The sequence below is a fragment of the Staphylococcus simiae genome, from assembly GCF_002902085.1.
GTDB classification, from domain to species: Bacteria; Bacillota; Bacilli; order Staphylococcales; family Staphylococcaceae; genus Staphylococcus; species Staphylococcus simiae.
This window is the reverse complement of the sequence record NZ_PPQR01000041.1, coordinates 1-19,886: the sequence shown is the minus strand read 5'-3', so window position 1 is coordinate 19,886 and position 19,886 is coordinate 1. Positions and strand designations below refer to the sequence as shown.

Genomic DNA, 19,886 nt, shown 5'->3' with positions numbered 1-19,886 from the left:
TTGTTAGATATTTAATATCAATTTTAAATGTTTATACTGACCTCGGCAACCTCTCTTAAGCTATTAATGAGATATATACGAACCATATCATTTTTTATTTTTTTAATTAAATCATTTTTGAAGTAATTTTTCTCTTGTAATTGTTCATTATCGATTAATTGTTGTCGCATACATCCTTTTAAAAAATCTTCTTCAAAGATTGGAGTATACCACTTACCATTCTCTTCTATCATGATATTACCAATATCAAATTCTAATATTTTACCTTTATTATCATATAGCAATATTAAATCTGTCGTATGCATATGCGCTAGATGTTTTCTATGGGTTGTCTTGTTTGTAACAATTTCCCTTGGTACATGCTGGCTTGCCTTTTCAAATTGTGCTGTAAACATTTCCTTATTTGCAATTGGTGCTGCGATATAATCAAACTCACCTTGTCTATTCAATGAAATTTTCAAACGATAAATTCCTTGTACATAGTTTACTTTTAATAATGATATCAAATTATGCCAATCTTCAATATTAAATGTAAAACCTAATTGATGACTTGACTGTTGTATACGTTTTGTATGATACTCCAACCTTGGAATATCCCCATGGTCTATTTTCATTGTTTCAAATAATTGCATTATAACATCTCCAAAAGCTTCGTTTTATCATAAAATTCTTGTACTTCATCCTCGGCTACAGAGTTAATAGTAATACCGGCACCAACACCGTATATAGCTTGATTATTACGATACTCAATCGTACGAATTGGAATATTAAAAATCATTCTCGCATCTCGTGTAGGTAATAATAATCCTATCGTCCCACAATATATCGATCTCACAGACGTTTCTAATGACTGAATGTATTTCATCGTATTTAATTTTGGTGCTCCTGTAATCGAACCGCATGGAAATAGTGCAGTCAATATATCATGTAATTGTTGATTGCTAGAAAGTTGGCCACACACCATCGATGTCATTTGAAAAACTGTCTTATACTGTTCTATAAAAAATAATTTATATACTGCAATAGTGCCTTGTTTAGCAATTCTAGAAATATCGTTACGTAGTAAATCGACAATCATGACATTCTCCGCTTGATCTTTCGTTGAATTTGCTAATATTTCATAGTTCTTTTTATCTTCTTTAGTCGTTTTTCCTCTTGGCATAGTACCTTTCATTGGTTTACTCACTATCATGTTGCTTTGACTTTTAAACTCTCCTTTTTGAAAAAATAACTCCGGAGAAATGGAAGCAACTTTAACTTCATCAGTGTCCATTAATACGGTATAATTACCGTTACTTTCTTGTGTTAAATTATAATACAACTCAGAGATTGGATAAATAATACGATCAACTAATCTTGTTGTATAATTAACTTGATAAGTATTTCCTTCAACTATAGCTTGTTGAATCTGCTTAATATTATTCATCATAGTTTGTTGTGATGTTTCAAAAGTAAATTGATGTTTAGCCTTATGTCTTACTGTATGATTAATATAACTTGGTTGCCATTCAACTTTGTCAAAGCTATAGGCTACAGCATATATGTCATCCTTCTGTAAATCATATGTTATCATATTGACATTAAAATGTTGTGCCGCTTCATAACTAAGATATATTGCTACATATCTTCCAAGTCGTTGCTGCTGTTCAGCAAATTTTACAACTTCTGCAACCGATGCTAAGGATTGAGCAACACATTTATCAGCATATTTATGACATTTTAAATGATATGTTTCATAGTCATCTTCATTAATATAATAGCGGTAATTAAATATGATCGTCATTAGCGTACATTACCTCCTGCAAAAACAATTTAATCTGGTCATGACCAAATTCACTTAGAATTGATTCTGGATGATATTGTAATCCATATAATGGTAAATGATTATGAGCAATTCCCATGATCACATTATCTTCATTTCGAGCTGTAACAACGATATCTGGCGGTAATGTATCAATATCAGCCATTAATGAATGATATCTCATAACTTTAAAGTTTTGTGGTAACCCTTGAAATAACCTATGATTATTATGTTGAATAACTGTTGTTTCACCATGTACAGGATAGCTATTATGTATAACATTTCCACCATAATATGTATATAAAATTTGAAAACCTAAACAGATACCTAGAATCGGAACATCACTAGCAAACATTGATAATACGTCATACAAAATAGGATAGTCTTCTGGCTTACCTGGCCCTGGTGAAATAACAATAGCACTTGGAAAATGATGTTGTAGATAAGATAGTGATAGCTCATTAATTGATATGACTTCAATTTTGTCTGTAGTTTGAGTTGCCAAATAGTCTATTAAATTATACGTAAATGAATCATTATTATCTATAACTATAATCATGTTAAACTCCCACTTTGTTCATTATTTATTATCATTTTAATTACTTATACTTAATATCATCATTAAGTAACCTTGATTTTCATACATAGATAGTTTATTCTAATCAACGTAACTAAAATAATATTCAGAGGTTCCTAGCTGAAACCCTCTATAAAAAACTAGACATTGAAATTAAAAACTTTTGTTGGTACTACTATTATTTATATTATAGAAGTAATCCATTTCTTTCGTCTATCTTTTATGGAGATAGGCTTTTTTTATTGTACTAAAAAGACATTTTAACGAAAACAAACTTTGATATTATCATTTATTCTAAAATTAATAGGAGCGATAACTATGACAGAAAGCGTATTGCAAAATGAAAAAGCACTCGTAGTATTTAGTGGTGGTCAAGATAGTACAACTTGCTTATTTTATGCTAAAAAATATTTTAAAGATGTCGAACTCGTAACGTTTAATTATGGCCAAAGACACGATAGCGAAATTGAAGTTGCCAAACAAATAGCTCAAGAACAAGGTTTAAAACACCATGTCTTAGATATGTCATTATTGTCTCAACTTACACCTAATGCTTTAACTAATCATGAGATGGAAATCAGTAATAATGAAGATGGTATACCTAATACTTTTGTCCCTGCCCGCAACTTATTATTCTTATCATTCGCTGGTGCATTAGCTTATCAAATCGATGCCAAACATATCATTACTGGTGTGTGTGAAACAGATTTTTCTGGTTACCCAGATTGTCGTGATAACTTTATTAAATCTATGAACGTTACTTTAAGTCTGGCTATGGATAGAGACTTTGTTATCCATACACCTCTTATGTGGCTAGACAAAGCTGCTACATGGGAACTTAGTGATGAATTAGGCGTCTTAGATTATATACGTAACAACACGATCACTTGTTATAACGGCGTTATTGGCGATGGTTGTGGTGAGTGCCCATCATGTCAGTTACGTCAACGTGGTTTAACACAATATTTAGAAAGAAAAGGAGCTAAATAATTATGCTACAACAAATTTATCCAAGTACTGATCACCCTTTTCAATTTGAACTTAATAAAGATTTCAATTTTTCTGCTGCTCATTTTATTCCTAGTGAAGATGCTGGCAAATGTATGCGTACCCATGGACATACTTATTTTGTCAACTTGACTATTGCTGGTGATGAATTAGATCATAATGGTTTTTTAGTTAATTTTAGTTATTTAAAAAAATTAATTCATGATCAATTTGACCATGATTTATTAAATCAATTACCTGCATTTGAAGGTCAGTCACCTTCTACGGAAGTAGTAGCACACAAAATATATAGTATCGTTCAAGAAGAATTAAATACTAGAGACAATCACCCACAATGTGTTCAAGTATATTTACGTGAAACACCAACTAGTTACGTTGTATTTAGACCAAAGGAGTGTCAACAACACAATGGCTAAAGTTCCAGTATTAGAAATATTTGGACCAACCATTCAAGGTGAAGGTCGTGTTATTGGGCGTAAAACCATGTTTGTCAGAACTGCAGGTTGTGATTATCGTTGTAGTTGGTGCGATTCAGCATTTACATGGGATGGCAGTGCAAAAGACGATATTCAATTGATGACTGCTGAAGAAATATATGATCAATTAGTTAAAGTTGGTGGAGATAGATTTAACCATGTAACCATTTCTGGTGGCAACCCGGCTTTAATCAAAGGTATCCAAGAATTAGTCGATTTATTTGATGCCAAAGGTATTGTTTCTGCTCTTGAAACACAAGGTAGTAAATTTCAACCTTGGATGACGCAGATTGATGATTTAACGATTAGTCCCAAACCTCCAAGTTCATCAATGATACCAGATTTAGCAAAATTAGATGACGTTATTTCACAATGTGTCAAATCATCATTAAATTTAAAAGTTGTTATTTTTGATGATAATGACTTTGAATTTGCCAAAATGATTCATCATCGTTATCCAGACATCCCTTTTTATCTTCAAGTAGGCAATCCGTATTTAGCTGATAATGTCGAAAATCATACGGCTAAATTATTACACAGATATGAACAATTAGTTGATATGGTCATCGATAGTAATGAAATGAATGATGTTTATGTATTACCACAACTACATACATTATTGTGGAGCAATATGAAAGGTGTTTAACTTAGATACTAAAACAAAAAGTATTATATACTTAATAAGATGATATAAATGATAGTAACTGTTTTAGATTAAGAGTGGTACTACGAAATATTTGATTTAAAACAAATTGTTTCGTGGTACCACTCCTTTATAAGTCTTATATAATGAATAAATAGATATATATTGATATAATTATTTATCAAAGTATAACGAATAGGAGTTAGACATGATTTCATATATTTTAATTAATATCGCTGTCGTCATACTTATAACTGGTTTAGATATATATCGACATCGACTGAAACATTTATCTTTAAGTGCAATGTTACTTGCAATAACTATTAATACAATAATAAATACATTTATATTAGATAAATTTAATTTTATTACTTTAACTACTATTAGCATGTTTATTATTTGGACCTTGTTACAAATATATGTAGATAATAAAATATCTCGTGCACTAATAAGTGAACAAAAATTTATTGCTATCATATTAACCATTGTTGTTAGTTTAACCCAACGCGTTACTGATTATTCAAGTACACAATCTATTTATATGTCTGTGCCATTTTTAGCACCAACCATCTTCTTAATCGGTTGTATATTTTTATTTGTAGCAACATTCCACAATGAATATAACCAATCAAACAAGAAACAATATCGCTTTCTAACTATTGGCTTGGTCATCATTAATATATCTTTTATTGTTATGATGATACTAACACCATATTGGTATTTATACTTAATTATTTATATGATCTTCACGTTATTTCTTTTTTGGCAAAAAATATTTAACTTCAATTAGCATACTAGTAAACAACGACTTCATTAATAATGATTGTCGTTGTTTTTTATTTTTCATTTATTATTCAATATCATTAAACGGTCATTTTATTACAAGATTATTGTTAAATTTTAACTTCATTTAATTGTAATTAAGAAATAGTTAATGGTATCTCATACACCTTCATTTTAAAATTAAATTATAAAAATTAAAGAAATGAGGAACTTAATATGAATATTAAATATTTCTATGCAGCAGGAGCGATTGCAACCATATTATCTTTATCAGCATGTGGAAATTCAAATAATGATAATCATTCTGACAACAAAGCTAAAAGCGAAGATACAAATATCAAAACAGATACATCAAAACATTTAATGGGTACATTCTCATCTAAAAATGGAGAAAAAGTAGAAGGAAAAGCTGAAATTAAAGATGGTAAATTAATGTTAACAGATTATAAATCTTCAAAAGGTCCAGACTTACATGTCTATTTAACTAAAAATGGAGATATAAAAAAGGGTAAAGAAATTTCAACTGTAGATTATGATAAAAAAACTCAAACTTTCGACTTAAAACATGTTGATTTGAATAAATACAATGAAGTTACAATTTACTGTAAAAAAGCACATGTTATTTTCGGTGGAGCTAAATTAAAATAATATATACAGTTATTAAGGTGTCTGATTACTACATTGATTAGACACCTTACCTTGCATCTAATAATTTAAATTAACTAACAACATTATAAATAGAAAGTGTGTGAACATCATGAAAATATTACAACTTATTTTAATCTTTATCGTACGTTTAGTTTCAGGAACAATTATGTTACTACAAGGTTTTGAAAAATTAACTGGTAACTTTACTTTAAAAGGACTTGTACCTGTTATCAAAGATAATACTGATTCTCCAGTATGGTATAAATGGTTCTTTGAACATGTTGTTACGCATTCAACTTCATTATTTGATTTTGTTATACCTTTAGGTGAATTAGCTATTGGATTAGGATTACTATTCGGTGTACTATCTTATACTGCTAGTTTCTTTGGTGCTTTTGTTATGCTAAATTATATTTTAGCAGATATGATTTTTAGTTATCCTCTTCAGCTTGCTTTATTTATTATATTATTAATGCATCACAATACATTGAGACAACTTTCACTCCCATCTGTTATTAATTATATTAAGTCCTTTAAACATAGAGGTGAAAACAAACATGACACACATCCTTCTCGTAGATGATGAACAGGATATAGTTGATATATGCCAAACATATTTTGAATATGAAGGTTATCAAGTTACAACAACAACTAACGGACATGAAGCTATATCACTGTTGTCGTATGATATAGACATTATGATATTAGATATTATGATGCCCGAAGTTAATGGCTATGATATTGTTAAAGAAATGAAACAACAACAATTAGATATACCTTTTATTTATTTAACTGCCAAAACTCAAGAACATGATACTATTTATGCTCTAACTTTAGGGGCTGATGATTATATTAAAAAACCATTCAGCCCTAGAGAACTCGTTCTTCGTACCAATAATTTATTAAATCGTATTAAAAAGTACCAACATCACCCTATCGATCAATTAAACTTTGATGAACTTTCTCTCTGTAATTTAAGCAAAGTTATAACAATTAATGGTCATGATTTAACAATGCGTATTAAGGAATTTGAATTGCTTTGGTATTTAGCATCAAGAGAAAATCAAGTCATTTCTAAATCTGAATTACTTGAGGAAGTTTGGGGATATGATTTTTATGAAGATGCCAATACTGTAAATGTGCATATTCATAGAATTAGAGAAAAATTAGAGAAAGAATCATTTACTTCTTATACGATAACTACTGTGTGGGGCCTTGGATACAAATTTGAAAGGAGCAGTTAGTATGTTATCAATAAGAAGTCAAATTGTAATTAGTGTTATTAGCACTGTATTACTAACAACAATTATTTTAGCCATTGCTTATAAGTTAATGTGGTTCAATGGTCATATGACTGTCACTTTAACATTAACAACCATTATCACAAGTTGCCTAACTTTATTAATATGCAGTGTTTTTATAAATCCTTTAATTCAAAAAATAAAGCATTTTAATATTAAAACTAAACAGTTTGCTAATGGCAATATCATAACTAATGATCACGACTTCAATTCACCAAAAGAAATTTATGAATTAAATCAGTCTTTCAACAAAATGGCCGATGAAATTACGAAACAAATGGATCAAATTAAATCTGAACAACAAGAAAAAAACGAGTTAATTCAAAATTTAGCTCATGATTTAAAAACACCTTTAGCAAGTATTATTTCATATTCAGAAGGGTTAAGAGACGGCATCATTTCTAAAGATGACGAAATCAAAGCGTCCTACGATATTTTAATTAAACAAGCTAATCGTTTATCCTCTTTGTTTGATGCAATGACACATATCATTACTTTAAATACTGGTAAGACTTACCCCACTGAATTACTTCAACTCGACCAATTATTAGTCTCAATTTTACAACCTTATGAGCAACGTATAAGACAAGAAAATCGCACGTTAGTAGTTAATTTCTGTAGCAAAGTAGATGCATTTTATCAATATAGAATCCCTCTTGAACGTATATTAACCAATTTGCTAGATAATGCTATTAAGTTTTCTAGTATGGGTAGTCGTATTGACATCTCAATTAAAGACAATAAAGAATTACAAACGATAGATATTGCTATTAAGGATGAAGGTATTGGTATATTACCTGAACTTCAACATCGCATATTTGAACGTACCTTTAGAGTTGAAAATTCTCGTAATATTGAAACTGGAGGTTCAGGATTAGGACTTTATATTGCACAGGAATTAGCTCAACAAATTCATGCGCAAATAACAGTTAACAGTGATATTGATAGAGGTACTACGATGAATGTTAGTTTAAAAAAATTACACGTGCATAGTTGACAATCAAATAATAAAAAATAGGAGTGGGACAAAAATAATTATTTCAAAAACAAATTATTTCGTAGGCCCACCTCGGCAGGACTGACTAGGTTTGTAAAATGTTGATATATTAGCATTTTACAAACCAGACAGTTACTGCCAAATACTTAATTTTAAGTGTAAAATGCTTTTTGTGCCAACCTCATTTATGATTCAATCTTTTATGGTTTTTACTCTGTATAACCTGCATTAGCTTTTTGTACATCGGTTCTAGCTTTCCATTGCTCAAAGCTCTCATTTTCATCAGCATAATTCCAACCTGCACCACCTCCACCAGCACCTTTGGCTTTTTGCTCTGGTGACATATGAGTTAAATTATACTGCGCTTGCTTTGCATTTAAATAATCCTGATATTCTTTATTATTTGTATTCTTCATACTTTGAATAGCGTATTCTGAATTAGTTAAGCCATTATGCTCTGATCTACTTTCTTCTTGTAAACGTTGATTCGCCTCAGCCTGTGTCTCAACATGATTATTTTGATTGCTATTTTGATTATTATTCATCGCGCTATTGTCATTTATGTCGTTATTTTCTTTGTCATTCTTATGTATATTACTCGTCTTATTCTCACTATTATCCTTATGTTCTTCATGTTTATTAGCTGTTTGACTCTCTTTATCATTACAACCTGTTAAAATAATTGATGCACTAACTCCAGCTACTAATAAATGTCTAATTTTCATACATAACCATCCTTTTGTTTTTTATAATTATATTTTAACACAATATATTTCACAAATTTATGTTAAATATTAATTATTGGATTCAAATATACTAAAAATTGTAATAAGCCAAATATTACCAACATTTATTATTATAAAAAATGCCGCTAGTGTCTTATCTATATCATTCTTAATCAAAAAAATTCCCTACAAAGACAAGAAAGTCATCTTTGCAGGGTTTACATAACTATTATTTTTCATCATAGTATCGAATATTAGGTTGTGTTAAATCGGTCGTCTGGATAATATATTTTGGTCGACCCTTAACTTCATAATATATTCTACCTATATATTCTCCAACAATTCCTATCGAAATGAGTTGTATACCTCCTAATAGTAAAATTGCTGCTATGGTTGTGAAATAGCCAGGAATATTTATGCCAGATATTAAAATATTAATAAATAGATAAACAATGTATAAAATACTAATTGAAAAGATAAATAATCCTAGATATATCATTAGTCGTAAAGGTTTATTATTAAAAGAAATTAATCCATCAATACCATAATTTAACAGTTTAGCAAAAGACCACTTTGATTCTCCTTGTTGCCTTTCAATATTTTGATACATAAAGACTTTAGTATTGTATCCAATCCATTCAAACAAACCTTTTGAAAAACGATTGTATTCGTCTAATGACGCAATAGCTTTGACAGCTCTTTGGCTTAATAATCTAAAATCACCAACACCATCAGCAAATTGTATCTCTTCAACAAAATTATTAACTAATTTATAATAAGCTCTAGTCATCATTTTGCGACTCAAATTTTCACCATCACGATTTCTTTTGGCAATAACTTGATCATAACCTTCTTTAAAACCTGCTATCATTTCTGGTATATATTCTGGTGGATGCTGTAAATCGCAATCAATCATAACAACGGCATCATAATTTTGACTATGTTGAAAGCCTGCTATCATAGCTGCTTCTTTACCAAAATTACGACTAAACGAAATATAATTGACACGCTTATCTTTAGCAGCAATCTCTTGTAACTGATCAATCGTCAAATCCTTACTTCCATCATCAATAAATAATAAATTATAGTGATAATTTTGTAGTTCACTGTCTTTAGTCATGATTGTTGTCAATTTCTTATATGTTGCCACTAAAACTTCTTGTTCATTATAACAAGGTATGATGACCCTTATCTCCATTTGCGTCCATCCTTCTCACTTAATTACTTTTAGAATTAAGTGATATTTTATTAATGTTCTATAACAATAAGTACTTCATTTTTATTAGTCCACTTCAATTTTTTCAAACGCTTTCTTACATATGACTATTTTAAATCTCCAATTCTAACTTTATCTGGATCTTTACCTTGTCGTGCATTTTTATTTAAGCTATCTATTTCAGCTACTTCAGTTATTTCTAAATTAAAATCAAATAGATCATAGTTTTCACGAATTCGTTCAGGCGTTTTAGATTTAGGAATAATAATTCTATTATGCGCCAAATGCCAGCGTAATACTATTTGAGCAGGCGTTTTTTGATATTTTTCAGCTAATTTAACTATAACAGGATCTTCTAGTAATCCTCTATTTCTCATTAACGGCATCCATGCTGTTACTTTAATGTCATGGTTATCGCAAAACTCTTGTACATCTTGTTGATTAAAATATGGATGTAATTCAATTTGATTAACCATCGGCTTAATGTTAGTATGTGCCATTAATTTTTCTAAATGATGTTGTTTAAAATTACACACACCAATCGCTTTAACCTTACCTTGCTCATAAAGTTCTTCCATCGCTTGGTAACTTTCAATAAATAAACCATCAGCTTCACAAGGCCAATGAATTAGAAACAAATCTAAATAATCAGTACCTAAATGTTCTAGTGATTTTTGAAAGTATTCAAATGTCTTGTCATATCCTTGATAATCATTCCATAATTTAGTTGTGATAAATAAATCTTCACGTGGAATATCACTTTGCGATAATGCACGGCCTAAAGCTTGTTCATTGCCATAAAAATAAGCGGTATCAAAGGCACGATAACCAGCATCTAGTGCTGTTGTGACTACTTTTTCCATTCCATCGTCATCTATTTTATAAACACCTAAACCAACTGATGGCATTGGATAACCATTATTCAAAATTTGGCTGTCATTTATCATTTATAATCGCTCCATTCATAAAAATATACTTATACATAACATACCCCAAAAACAGCTACTAACTCAATTAAAAGTACAAAAGTATATATTAATTTATAAAATATATGCAATTAGAAAATTCATCATATTTAATATCAACATTTATGTGACAAGCCAAAATAAAAACAACTTAAGATTTCATAATCTCAAGCTGTTTGTTTTAATCTTATTCAGATTTATCGTCTACTTCATCATCTTCACCGATCGTTGGTCTTGTGGCATTAAATTCATAATTTAAAATTACCCAAACAATTTGATGATTATCAATTTCAGATACTACCCATCGATCATAAGTTGTGTTAACAAAATCATCTTTTTGTAGATTCGTATTACGTGACTGTAACCAACCACCAATCGTATCAATATCCTCTGAATCTTCAAATTCAATGCCAAAGTCATCAGTTAGATCATCTAACAACACTCTACCATTAATTTGGAATGTTTTATCGTCAATCTTAACGATATCATTAACTTCATCATCATCAAATTCATCACGAATTTCACCAACAATTTCTTCAAGTATATCTTCCATTGTTAAAATACCAGCTGTACCACCATATTCATCAATGATTAAACTAATATGTACATGTTCACGTTGCATTCTAATTAATGCATCACTGATACGTGTCGTTTCAGAAATCATAGGTAATTCATGAATATAGTTTGCAATTTTAATAGGTTTCCCTGAAGCATACTCAGTTAAAAATTCTTTAACATTAATAAAACCTTTGATATGGTCTTTATCACCATCATCAGAAATTGGATAACGTGTAAACTGATGTTCTTTAATTGTTTCAAGTAATTCATCTACATTGAATGGTTCATTTAACGTTACCATTTGTGTTCTAGGCACCATGATATCTTTGGCATGTCTTTCATCAAATGAAAAGATATTTTGCATATATGCCAATTCTGTTTGGTTAATTTCTCCACCATTATAACTATTATTAATAATAATTTTAATTTCTTCTTCTGACATAGCATCATTTTGAGCATCTGGATCAACACCAAACATTCTTATAATAACACGAGCCGAACCATTCATTAACCAAATTAATGGTTTCATAATATTACCAAAATAAAATAATGGACGTGCATATAATAAGGCAATGCGTTCTGTATGTTGAATAGCAAATGATTTAGGTGCTAATTCACCTAAAACGACATGTAAATACGTCACAATAATAAATGCTACAGCAAATGAAATTGTTGTAATTAATGCACTAGGTAAATGCATTGCTTCAAATAAAGGACGTAAAAGTTTATTAAAAGTCGGTTCTCCTAACCAACCCAAACCTAAAGATGTTACTGTAATACCTAATTGACATGCTGAAAGATAATAATCTAAGTTTGCAATCATTGCTTTAACGATTTTAGCTGGTTTATTACCTTCATCTGCTAATTGCTCTATCCTTGTTGCTCTAATTTTTACTAATGCAAATTCTGATCCTACAAAGACAGTAGTTAATGCAATTAATAAAATAAATATAATCAAACTAATTATGGTCGAAGTCTCCAAGTTTATTCCCTATCTCTAGGGATTCACCTCCATATAATGTGTGTCACTGATGGGTAACACGTATTCTTTATAATCTAAGTAGTTGCTGATAAGATTACATGCTATGGCCTTCCCATTGCGACACCTCCGAAAAAAATGTATTGCTTCTATTTTAGCACAATATTTTATGCTTTTGTAAATAAATGATATACCTTTTATATTTCAATATATTATTTAATAAGGTTTATAGTTATGCTTTTTACCATTTTTTATGGTAGTTATAACATCGATTTGATCATTTACGATAACTAAGTCAGCATCTTTGTTTTCTTTAATACTTCCTTTACTATCATCAATATTTAAAGCAATAGCCTGATTTAAACTCGTTACACGCCATAACTCTTCTAGATGAGCTTCGGTATAGTTAAGTAAATTGTGCAAGCCTTGATTCATTGTTAATATACTTCCAGCTAATGTTCCATCAGCTAATCTAGCTTCATTATCTTTGACAATAACATTTTGCCCACCAAGATCATAATCTCCATCAGGCATACCTTTTGCACGCATGGCATCAGTGATTAAATAAAAATGTTTATTCCCTTTTAATCGATAAGCAATATTTACAGCTGCTGGATGAGCATGTACGCCATCTACAATTAATTCTGTATTAAGCTGCTCACTTAACCAAGCTGCACCAAATACCCCTGGTTCTCTATGAAGGAATGGTGATGCAGCATTGTATAAATGTGTAATATGTTTCGCACCATTCGTCACTGCTTCATTTGTTTGATCAAAAGTTGCAATTGTATGACCTATTGAAAAAATAAATTCATCTTTCAAATCATTTAATGTGTCTAATGCGCCTTCTACTTCCGGAGCAAAGGTAATAATTTTTATTAAACCATTAGCAGTTTGTTGCAAGTTGCGAATTTTTTCACTAGAAGGTCGCTGAACAAATTGTGGATGTTGTGCACCTACTTTATGTTCAGAAATAAACGGGCCTTCTAAATGTATACCGATGATTTCTGCACAGTCATCAGTACTTTGTTGTTGACTATAATTAGCAATATTACTTAACGCTTTTGTAATATTGTCAGTTGATTGTGTCATGGTCGTTGCTAAAAATGACGTTGTACCTTCTGATAGCAATGACTGTGATAAATGTTGTAAACCTTTAAATGAAGCATCCATGGCGTCTTCACCATAACCACCATGAATATGAATATCTATAAAACCAGGTAATATATGATGACCTTTAGCATCGATCATTTCGACATGCTGACGTTCATTAACATCAAGTTGTTGTACAAAATCCCCTTGTCCAACTTTCTTAATTTTGCCATCACAAATATGTATATAACCTTGTTCAATTTTCCCATGTTCTGTATAAACATTACCATTATAAATGATTGTTTGTGACACGTTATAACCTTCTTTGCTCAATTTTTCCTTAAAGTCAGTCATTATTTTACTATATGTTTAATTATTCTCATATTAATATACTTTATAAAGTGGATAATCTATCAATTTATTATCTTTTTAAATCAGTCAATTTGAGTTTGATACCATAAGTTCTGTAGTTATAACTTCATCTTATAGTTAAATAAGAAACACTAAAAAGTACAATCATTAATTCAATTGCAACATTTGTATTTACTAAATTTAATAGCAAAACAATGTCAATTCTAAAGATAAAAGGTTCTCTATTTTTTTCAGGACTGATAAATAAAAAGTGAATAATTTAAAATATAAATTATTTTTAAGCCGAGACTCCTGAGGTAGGGACCCAACACAGAGAAACTGTGAAACAGTTTCTACAAGAAATGCAGGGACCCGTCATAGAAAAATTTTAAAAAGGATTACAGTTGACACTATTAGTGCAACTGCATAAGAACTAGTAAAGATTATAAATCTAACTAGTTCTAAATGTGCAAAACGGGCAAGGTTGGGGTGCGAGGCTTAAAAAAATAATTATGTATCAGTCCAATTTGGAAGAGAATCAGACAAAATAAAAACAGAAGTTGAAACGCTTATGTCTCAACTTCTGTTACATCTCAATTATTCATCCATTGCTTCAGATGCTTCAATTTCAGTTTTTGTTACTTTTGGTTTTAAAATACCATACATTAACGCTGAAACAATTGTACCAACTACTAATGCAAGTAATGTTTGTAAAATGTGTGAGAAGTCAGTCCCTACAATTACAAAGATACCACCATGAGGTGCTGCAATGCGTGAACCTAAACCTAACGCAATCGCTCCACCAACACCTGAACCAACCATCATTGATGGAATAACACGTAATGGGTCAGCAGCTGCAAACGGAATAGCACCTTCTGTAATAAATGATAAGCCCATTACATAGTTTGGAATAATAGATCCACGTTGTTCTTTAGTAAATTTACGTTTGAATATTAACATTGCTGTTGCAATTGCTAATGGTGGAATCATTCCTCCAACCATAGCTGCTGTTATTGGTGCAGCATTTCCTTCAGTTAAGGCTGCTGTCGCAAATACATATGCTGCTTTATTGAATGGACCACCCATATCAATCGCCATCATAGCGCCAATAACTAAACCTAATAACATAATATTTGAACCTGATAAACTATTTAATCCATTTAATAATAAATGATTAAGCCATGAAGCTGGTGGATTAAAGACATACACCATTAGTAATCCAGTTGCTGAAACTGTAAGTAAAGGATAGATAAGTGTAGGTTTCAATCCTTCTAATGATTGAGGTAAATTACGAACTAATGCTTTAACACCTTGAGTTAAGTAACCTGCTAAGAAACCTGCGATAATACCACCAATAAATCCTGAACCGCCAGAAATTGCTAGCATACCACCAACAAGACCAGCTGCAAATCCTGGTTTATCAGCAATACTACGCGCAATGAAACCTGCTAAGATAGGAATAATTAAGGCAAAGGCACTCTTATTACCAATATTCCACAATTGTTCTGCAAAGGCGTTATACTCAGAACTTTTTGGATCAAATGAGTTAGCACCGAATAAGAATACGATTGCCATAATAATACCACCTGAAATTACAAGCGGTAACATATTAGAAACACCGTTCATTAAGTGCTTATAAAATGCTTTTCCTGGACTTAATTTTTCATTATTGTTATCTGAGTCAGCTTTATGATTACCATCACGAGCTACAAATGGTTTACGACTTGTATCTAAAGCCATATTGATTAATTCTTCTGGACGTTTAATACCGTCTGCTACAGGTACCTCAACAACATTTTTACCATCAAAACGATCTGTATTAACATGAACATCTGCTGCAACAATAATACCCGTTGCACGTTTTATATCTTGTTCTGTTAAATGATTTTTTATACCCCCGGAACCATTTGTTTCTACTTTGATTTTTACACCCATTTTTTCAGCTTGTTTTTTCAAAGCATCTCTAGCCATATAAGTATGAGCAATACCAGTAGGACATGCTGTGACAGCTAGCACATAAGGTTCATTAGAATCTTGGGCTTCATTATTTTGTGTGTCAACAGTTGCAGCTTGTTGCTCTTGTTCTTCTTCTTTAGTAGCTTCATCATCTGCAGCGTCTATGATTTGTAATACTTCCTCTGGTGTCGCTGCATTCAATAATTTATGGCGGACATTTTCATCCATTAAAATACCTGATAATTTTGCTAATGCATCTAAATGTGTTTGAGCGCCACCTTCTGGAGCTGCAATCATAAAGAATAAATGTGCTGGTTGCATATCTAAACTTTGATAATCCACACCTTGTTTTGATTTACCGAATGCTATTGCTGGTGATTTAACTGCAGCAACTTTAGCATGAGGAATCGCAATACCCTCACCAATACCTGTTGTACTTTGAGATTCACGATTATGAATAGCTTCTTTAAATGCTTTTACATCACTAAGTTTACCTGCTTTATCTAATTGATTAACTAATTCATCGATGACACCATTTTTATCTGTGGCAGTTAAATCCATCGCAATTGTATCTTTTGTCAGTAATTCAGTAATTCTCATTGAGTTCACTCCCCATCAAGTACAGAAATTGTAACTTGAGATTTTATTTTTTCTATATCATCTCTTGTGGCTAAGTCATCATTAAATGCGGTAGCAGTTCCACATGCAACTGCTTGTTGAAACGCTTGTTCAATAGATAAACCTTGTGATAAACCAGCAACCATTCCCGCTACAGTGCTATCACCAGAACCTACTGTATTAATTACTTTACCTTTTGGATTAACAGCTTTGATACTTTGCTTACTATCAATATAAATTGCACCATCTCCACCTAATGAAACAATGACCGATTTGGCACCCTGTTGTAAAATTTGACGTCCATATTTAACAACATCAAGATCATTTGTGATTGTCGTGTTAAACATAACTTCTAATTCATCTTTATTAGGCTTGATAAATAATGGGTGATATGGCAATACAGTTTCTACTAATTCTTTTTCTGCATCAACTACTAATTGTGCACCAGTTTGTTGCGTAATTTTAGCAATCTGCGCATATGCATCACTAGGAATACTTGTAGGCACACTTCCTGCTACAATGACTACATCCGATTCAGTTGTATTGCTAATCTGATTTAATAAATCTTCAAACTGTTTGGCAGTTACATTAGGTCCAGGTGCGTTAATTTCAGTTTCTTGTCCTGTTTTTAATTTAACGTTAATTCGAGTATCTTCATCAACTTCAATGAATTGCGCTTGAATATGGCTATCGATTAGCGTTTGAGAAATAAATTTCCCAGGAAAACCACCTGCAAAACCTAAAGCAGTAGAATCTACATCTAATGTTTTCAATACGCGAGACACGTTAATTCCTTTACCACCTGCGAATTTATAAGTCTGTTTCGCTCTGTTTAATCCATCAATTTTAAAATCATCAGTAAACATGATGTAATCAATAGAAGGATTAAACGTTACTGTGTAAATCATATGAACCTCCTATAAAACTGTATTTATAACGAAACTCTGCTGAGTCTTTGTTGTTCAATGCTTTATCTGAAGTGATGATTACTGTCTGTTCATTCATAGAGACACGTGCAAAAAATACTTTATTAAACTTTGAATGGTCAATTAATATAAATGATTGATTTGCCAATTGTATTGCAGTTTGTTTCACTAATGCCTCTTGTTCATCAGGTGTTGTTAAACCAAAGGTGATATCTAGACCGTTCATTCCTAAAAATGCTTTATCAAAACAATATCGTCGTAACGTTTCGACTGCACTAGAACCAACTGTTGCTAAAGTATTATCTTTGATTTGACCACCTAACATCAATGTTTTTATACCTTGTTGTAATAAAACTTGTACATGGGTTAAGCCATTAGTAACTGCAATGACATTTTTTGCTTTGATATGTTTAATCATCTCTAAGGTTGTAGAGCCGGCATCAATAAAAATACAATCATTGTCTTTAACTTGTTGAGCTGCAATTTTAGCTATGCTTTCTTTCTCTTCAAGATTAGTAGCCATTTTGTCTGTTAAATTTGCTTCAACCATTCTATTTGATGTTAGCATTGCACCACCATGAATTCGTTGCAATTTGCCTTGCTCTTGAAGTTTAGATAAATCTCTTCTAATTGTAGAAGCACTACATCCTGTTCTATCAATGAGTTCTTGTAACGTTAAAAAGTCTTTTTGACCTAATTGTTCTATGATTAAGTCGTGTCTTTTTTCAGTTATCATCATCATCACCTCATCTCACTTTGTATTATAGTGTTTACGCTTTCATAAATCAATCATAAATTGTCAAAAACAATCAAAAACAATCAAAATGTGACAGTAATTTTACAATGACTAACTAAGCGTTGTACTTTTAAAATTAAATTTCAACTGTGAGTCAAAAAGTGTTTTCTAATTTATCTGCACTTATAAGTAGCATCTACCTACAATGTAAATTGATAGTAATGTTGTAAACTATAATCATAGACAGTGTCACTTTGATCGAACTATGCCATCATTTTTCTGTCTTATTACCAAAATAAAAAAAGTGTAAGATTTTCATCCTACACTTCTCTATTAAAACCTACAACACACGAGTTATCTACTATTCATGAATGACATTTGCTACTGTCGCATTAGTAATTTGAATTAAATCGTTAACACCTATAATAATTTGCATACCTCTTTGTCCACCACTAACATTTACTTTATCTATGTTTTCAATGGATTTATCCAATACAGTTGGGAATAAATGTTTCATACCAATTGGGGAACATCCACCACGTACATATCCTGTCACAGCTTTTAAATCATCTAAGGGCATTAAATGTAATTTCTTTTCATTAACTACATGAGCCGCCTCTTTCATATCTAAATTTTCATTGACTGGTATTACAAATACAAAATGATCATGTTCTTGATTTTCTAATACTAACGTTTTATAGACTTCAGTTACATTGGCATTAACTAGTTTAGCAACTTCTTCACCACTAATATGGTGTTCAGGTACTTCAAATGTGTTAACTTGATAATTGATTTTAGCTCTATCTAACAAACGCATAGCATTCGTTTTTTTATGCTTAGCCATTTTATCACCTCCACTAGTTATTTAGACATCATTATTTTAGCACTACTAACAATATTTAATAAATACTTCGCTTAATGGAACTAAAAAGATCGATAAGTAATTAAACTTATCGACCTTTTTATACACTATTTACTTTGTAATACGCCCTGATGCGTTACTTTAATTGCTTTATTGTCTGCTTTATTCCCATTTGAATAGATATAATTAGAAGCATTGTCTGTATAGTTAACATGTTTCAAATAAAATGTATTATTAGCATGCTTCTTCACATAATTCGTCGCAATAACATTACATTCTTGCTTTGCAGATTCTTTGTTATTATCCACTACATTCACTTTATGATGTCGTTTATTAGTTTCATTAATTTCTGAAGCTTTAGCAGTTTTTACATCGAATAAATTAAAATTTTGTTTCCCGGTTGAATGGGATAACGTATTAAATTTTGAAAATGTATTGATTGTTTGATGTACTTTCGCTAAGGCATCTTGGTTAGTTGCTAGAAAAAGTAACACGACTAAACATATCGTTAATAGCACTGCTACAATACTTAAAAAAATATTTTTAAAAGTCATCCCCTTACCCACATTTCTTAATTAATTTTCTTTATCTTAACATAGTTTTACTACTAAAAAGATATGTGGATTACAATTTAAAATGAATGTAATATTTGTAATATTATTAATACT

The 19,886-nt window shown here is 30.8% G+C and carries 21 protein-coding genes; 8 read left to right on the top strand and 13 right to left on the bottom strand.

Features of this window, described 5'->3' with window-relative positions:
- Positions 1-23: 23 nt before the first annotated feature.
- Genes CD113_RS05920 through CD113_RS05910 form a run of 3 tightly spaced genes read right to left on the bottom strand, consistent with a single transcriptional unit; the run spans position 24 to position 2,360 of the window.
- Positions 24-632, bottom strand: a complete 609-nt coding sequence (locus tag CD113_RS05920) for an aminotransferase class IV (RefSeq protein ID WP_002462136.1) — start codon at positions 630-632, stop codon at positions 24-26.
- Positions 632-1,783, bottom strand: a complete 1,152-nt coding sequence (locus CD113_RS05915) for a chorismate-binding protein (RefSeq protein ID WP_002462137.1) — start codon at positions 1,781-1,783, stop codon at positions 632-634. Before CD113_RS05915 ends, CD113_RS05920 begins: the two co-directional genes overlap by 1 nt.
- Complete coding sequence (locus CD113_RS05910) at positions 1,767-2,360, bottom strand: anthranilate synthase component II (protein WP_002462139.1); 594 nt, start codon at positions 2,358-2,360, stop codon at positions 1,767-1,769. The genes CD113_RS05915 and CD113_RS05910 overlap by 17 nt, the downstream gene beginning before the upstream one ends.
- A gap of 336 nt (positions 2,361-2,696) precedes the next feature.
- On the opposite strand from CD113_RS05910, the gene queC reads away from it, so the two are divergent.
- From queC to saeS, 8 genes are all read left to right on the top strand, one after another.
- Entirely contained in the window at positions 2,697-3,368 is a 672-nt protein-coding gene (queC, locus tag CD113_RS05905; protein WP_002462140.1) for a 7-cyano-7-deazaguanine synthase QueC, read from the top strand.
- Between the two features lie 2 nt (positions 3,369-3,370).
- Positions 3,371-3,802, top strand: coding sequence for a 6-carboxytetrahydropterin synthase QueD (queD, locus tag CD113_RS05900; RefSeq protein WP_002462141.1), 432 nt, complete (start codon positions 3,371-3,373; stop codon positions 3,800-3,802).
- A complete protein-coding gene (gene queE / locus CD113_RS05895) occupies positions 3,795-4,508 on the top strand; it encodes a 7-carboxy-7-deazaguanine synthase QueE (protein WP_002462142.1) in 714 nt (237 codons plus the stop codon). The genes queD and queE overlap by 8 nt, the downstream gene beginning before the upstream one ends.
- 205 nt (positions 4,509-4,713) lie before the next feature.
- On the top strand, positions 4,714-5,295 hold the full coding sequence (locus CD113_RS05890; protein WP_002462143.1) for a hypothetical protein: 582 nt from the start codon (positions 4,714-4,716) through the stop codon (positions 5,293-5,295).
- 209 nt (positions 5,296-5,504) lie between these two features.
- Complete coding sequence (locus CD113_RS05885; RefSeq protein ID WP_002462144.1) at positions 5,505-5,936, top strand: DM13 domain-containing protein; 432 nt, start codon at positions 5,505-5,507, stop codon at positions 5,934-5,936.
- 109 nt (positions 5,937-6,045) lie between these two features.
- Positions 6,046-6,519, top strand: coding sequence for a DoxX family membrane protein (locus tag CD113_RS05880; protein WP_002462145.1), 474 nt, complete (start codon positions 6,046-6,048; stop codon positions 6,517-6,519).
- Positions 6,494-7,180, top strand: coding sequence for a response regulator transcription factor SaeR (gene saeR / locus CD113_RS05875; protein WP_002462146.1), 687 nt, complete (start codon positions 6,494-6,496; stop codon positions 7,178-7,180). The genes CD113_RS05880 and saeR overlap by 26 nt, the downstream gene beginning before the upstream one ends.
- A gap of 1 nt (position 7,181) precedes the next feature.
- Positions 7,182-8,234: a two-component system sensor histidine kinase SaeS gene (saeS, locus tag CD113_RS05870; RefSeq protein ID WP_002462147.1), complete on the top strand. Its 1,053-nt coding sequence runs from the start codon at positions 7,182-7,184 to the stop codon at positions 8,232-8,234.
- 209 nt (positions 8,235-8,443) lie between these two features.
- On the opposite strand, the gene CD113_RS05865 is transcribed toward saeS, so the two are convergent.
- From CD113_RS05865 to CD113_RS05820, 10 genes are all read right to left on the bottom strand, one after another.
- A complete protein-coding gene (locus CD113_RS05865; RefSeq protein WP_002462148.1) occupies positions 8,444-8,959 on the bottom strand; it encodes a hypothetical protein in 516 nt (171 codons plus the stop codon).
- 229 nt (positions 8,960-9,188) lie between these two features.
- Positions 9,189-10,157 (bottom strand): glycosyltransferase family 2 protein, encoded by a 969-nt coding sequence (locus CD113_RS05860; protein ID WP_002462149.1) that lies wholly within the window; start codon positions 10,155-10,157, stop codon positions 9,189-9,191.
- 125 nt (positions 10,158-10,282) lie between these two features.
- The gene (locus CD113_RS05855) at positions 10,283-11,122 is read right to left on the bottom strand and encodes an aldo/keto reductase (protein WP_002462150.1); all 840 of its coding nucleotides are present in this window, start codon (positions 11,120-11,122) and stop codon (positions 10,283-10,285) included.
- A gap of 205 nt (positions 11,123-11,327) precedes the next feature.
- The gene (locus CD113_RS05850) at positions 11,328-12,680 is read right to left on the bottom strand and encodes a hemolysin family protein (RefSeq protein ID WP_040800987.1); all 1,353 of its coding nucleotides are present in this window, start codon (positions 12,678-12,680) and stop codon (positions 11,328-11,330) included.
- Positions 12,681-12,893: 213 nt separating this feature from the next.
- A complete protein-coding gene (nagA, locus tag CD113_RS05845; protein ID WP_002462152.1) occupies positions 12,894-14,081 on the bottom strand; it encodes an N-acetylglucosamine-6-phosphate deacetylase in 1,188 nt (395 codons plus the stop codon).
- A gap of 636 nt (positions 14,082-14,717) precedes the next feature.
- A complete protein-coding gene (locus CD113_RS05840) occupies positions 14,718-16,676 on the bottom strand; it encodes a PTS fructose transporter subunit IIABC (protein WP_002464918.1) in 1,959 nt (652 codons plus the stop codon).
- Between the two features lie 5 nt (positions 16,677-16,681).
- Positions 16,682-17,602 carry a 1-phosphofructokinase gene (pfkB, locus tag CD113_RS05835; RefSeq protein WP_002464917.1) on the bottom strand — a complete coding sequence of 307 codons (921 nt, stop codon included), beginning with the start codon at positions 17,600-17,602 and terminating at the stop codon, positions 16,682-16,684.
- Positions 17,580-18,362 carry a DeoR/GlpR family DNA-binding transcription regulator gene (locus tag CD113_RS05830; protein WP_088177513.1) on the bottom strand — a complete coding sequence of 261 codons (783 nt, stop codon included), beginning with the start codon at positions 18,360-18,362 and terminating at the stop codon, positions 17,580-17,582. Before CD113_RS05830 ends, pfkB begins: the two co-directional genes overlap by 23 nt.
- Positions 18,363-18,717: 355 nt before the next feature.
- The gene (gene ybaK / locus CD113_RS05825; protein ID WP_002464915.1) at positions 18,718-19,200 is read right to left on the bottom strand and encodes a Cys-tRNA(Pro) deacylase; all 483 of its coding nucleotides are present in this window, start codon (positions 19,198-19,200) and stop codon (positions 18,718-18,720) included.
- A gap of 125 nt (positions 19,201-19,325) precedes the next feature.
- Positions 19,326-19,772 (bottom strand): hypothetical protein, encoded by a 447-nt coding sequence (locus CD113_RS05820; protein WP_002464914.1) that lies wholly within the window; start codon positions 19,770-19,772, stop codon positions 19,326-19,328.
- Between the last annotated feature and the right edge of the window lie 114 nt (positions 19,773-19,886).

Excerpts from the sequence above, each read along its gene's own strand:
- CD113_RS05820 (WP_002464914.1), bottom strand. The coding sequence starts at position 19,772 with ATGACTTTTAAAAATATTTTTTTAAGTATTGTAGCAGTGCTATTAACG.
- CD113_RS05915 (WP_002462137.1), bottom strand. The coding sequence starts at position 1,783 with ATGACGATCATATTTAATTACCGCTATTATATTAATGAAGATGACTAT.
- queC (WP_002462140.1), top strand. The coding sequence starts at position 2,697 with ATGACAGAAAGCGTATTGCAAAATGAAAAAGCACTCGTAGTATTTAGT.
- CD113_RS05860 (WP_002462149.1), bottom strand. The coding sequence starts at position 10,157 with ATGGAGATAAGGGTCATCATACCTTGTTATAATGAACAAGAAGTTTTA.
- CD113_RS05890 (WP_002462143.1), top strand. The coding sequence starts at position 4,714 with ATGATTTCATATATTTTAATTAATATCGCTGTCGTCATACTTATAACT.
- CD113_RS05855 (WP_002462150.1), bottom strand. The coding sequence starts at position 11,122 with ATGATAAATGACAGCCAAATTTTGAATAATGGTTATCCAATGCCATCA.
- CD113_RS05910 (WP_002462139.1), bottom strand. The coding sequence starts at position 2,360 with ATGATTATAGTTATAGATAATAATGATTCATTTACGTATAATTTAATA.
- queD (WP_002462141.1), top strand. The coding sequence starts at position 3,371 with ATGCTACAACAAATTTATCCAAGTACTGATCACCCTTTTCAATTTGAA.
- saeS (WP_002462147.1), top strand. The coding sequence starts at position 7,182 with ATGTTATCAATAAGAAGTCAAATTGTAATTAGTGTTATTAGCACTGTA.
- saeR (WP_002462146.1), top strand. The coding sequence starts at position 6,494 with ATGACACACATCCTTCTCGTAGATGATGAACAGGATATAGTTGATATA.
- CD113_RS05880 (WP_002462145.1), top strand. The coding sequence starts at position 6,046 with ATGAAAATATTACAACTTATTTTAATCTTTATCGTACGTTTAGTTTCA.
- queE (WP_002462142.1), top strand. The coding sequence starts at position 3,795 with ATGGCTAAAGTTCCAGTATTAGAAATATTTGGACCAACCATTCAAGGT.
- CD113_RS05830 (WP_088177513.1), bottom strand. The coding sequence starts at position 18,362 with ATGATGATGATAACTGAAAAAAGACACGACTTAATCATAGAACAATTA.
- ybaK (WP_002464915.1), bottom strand. The coding sequence starts at position 19,200 with ATGGCTAAGCATAAAAAAACGAATGCTATGCGTTTGTTAGATAGAGCT.
- CD113_RS05865 (WP_002462148.1), bottom strand. The coding sequence starts at position 8,959 with ATGAAAATTAGACATTTATTAGTAGCTGGAGTTAGTGCATCAATTATT.
- CD113_RS05920 (WP_002462136.1), bottom strand. The coding sequence starts at position 632 with ATGCAATTATTTGAAACAATGAAAATAGACCATGGGGATATTCCAAGG.
- CD113_RS05840 (WP_002464918.1), bottom strand. The coding sequence starts at position 16,676 with ATGAGAATTACTGAATTACTGACAAAAGATACAATTGCGATGGATTTA.
- pfkB (WP_002464917.1), bottom strand. The coding sequence starts at position 17,602 with ATGATTTACACAGTAACGTTTAATCCTTCTATTGATTACATCATGTTT.
- CD113_RS05885 (WP_002462144.1), top strand. The coding sequence starts at position 5,505 with ATGAATATTAAATATTTCTATGCAGCAGGAGCGATTGCAACCATATTA.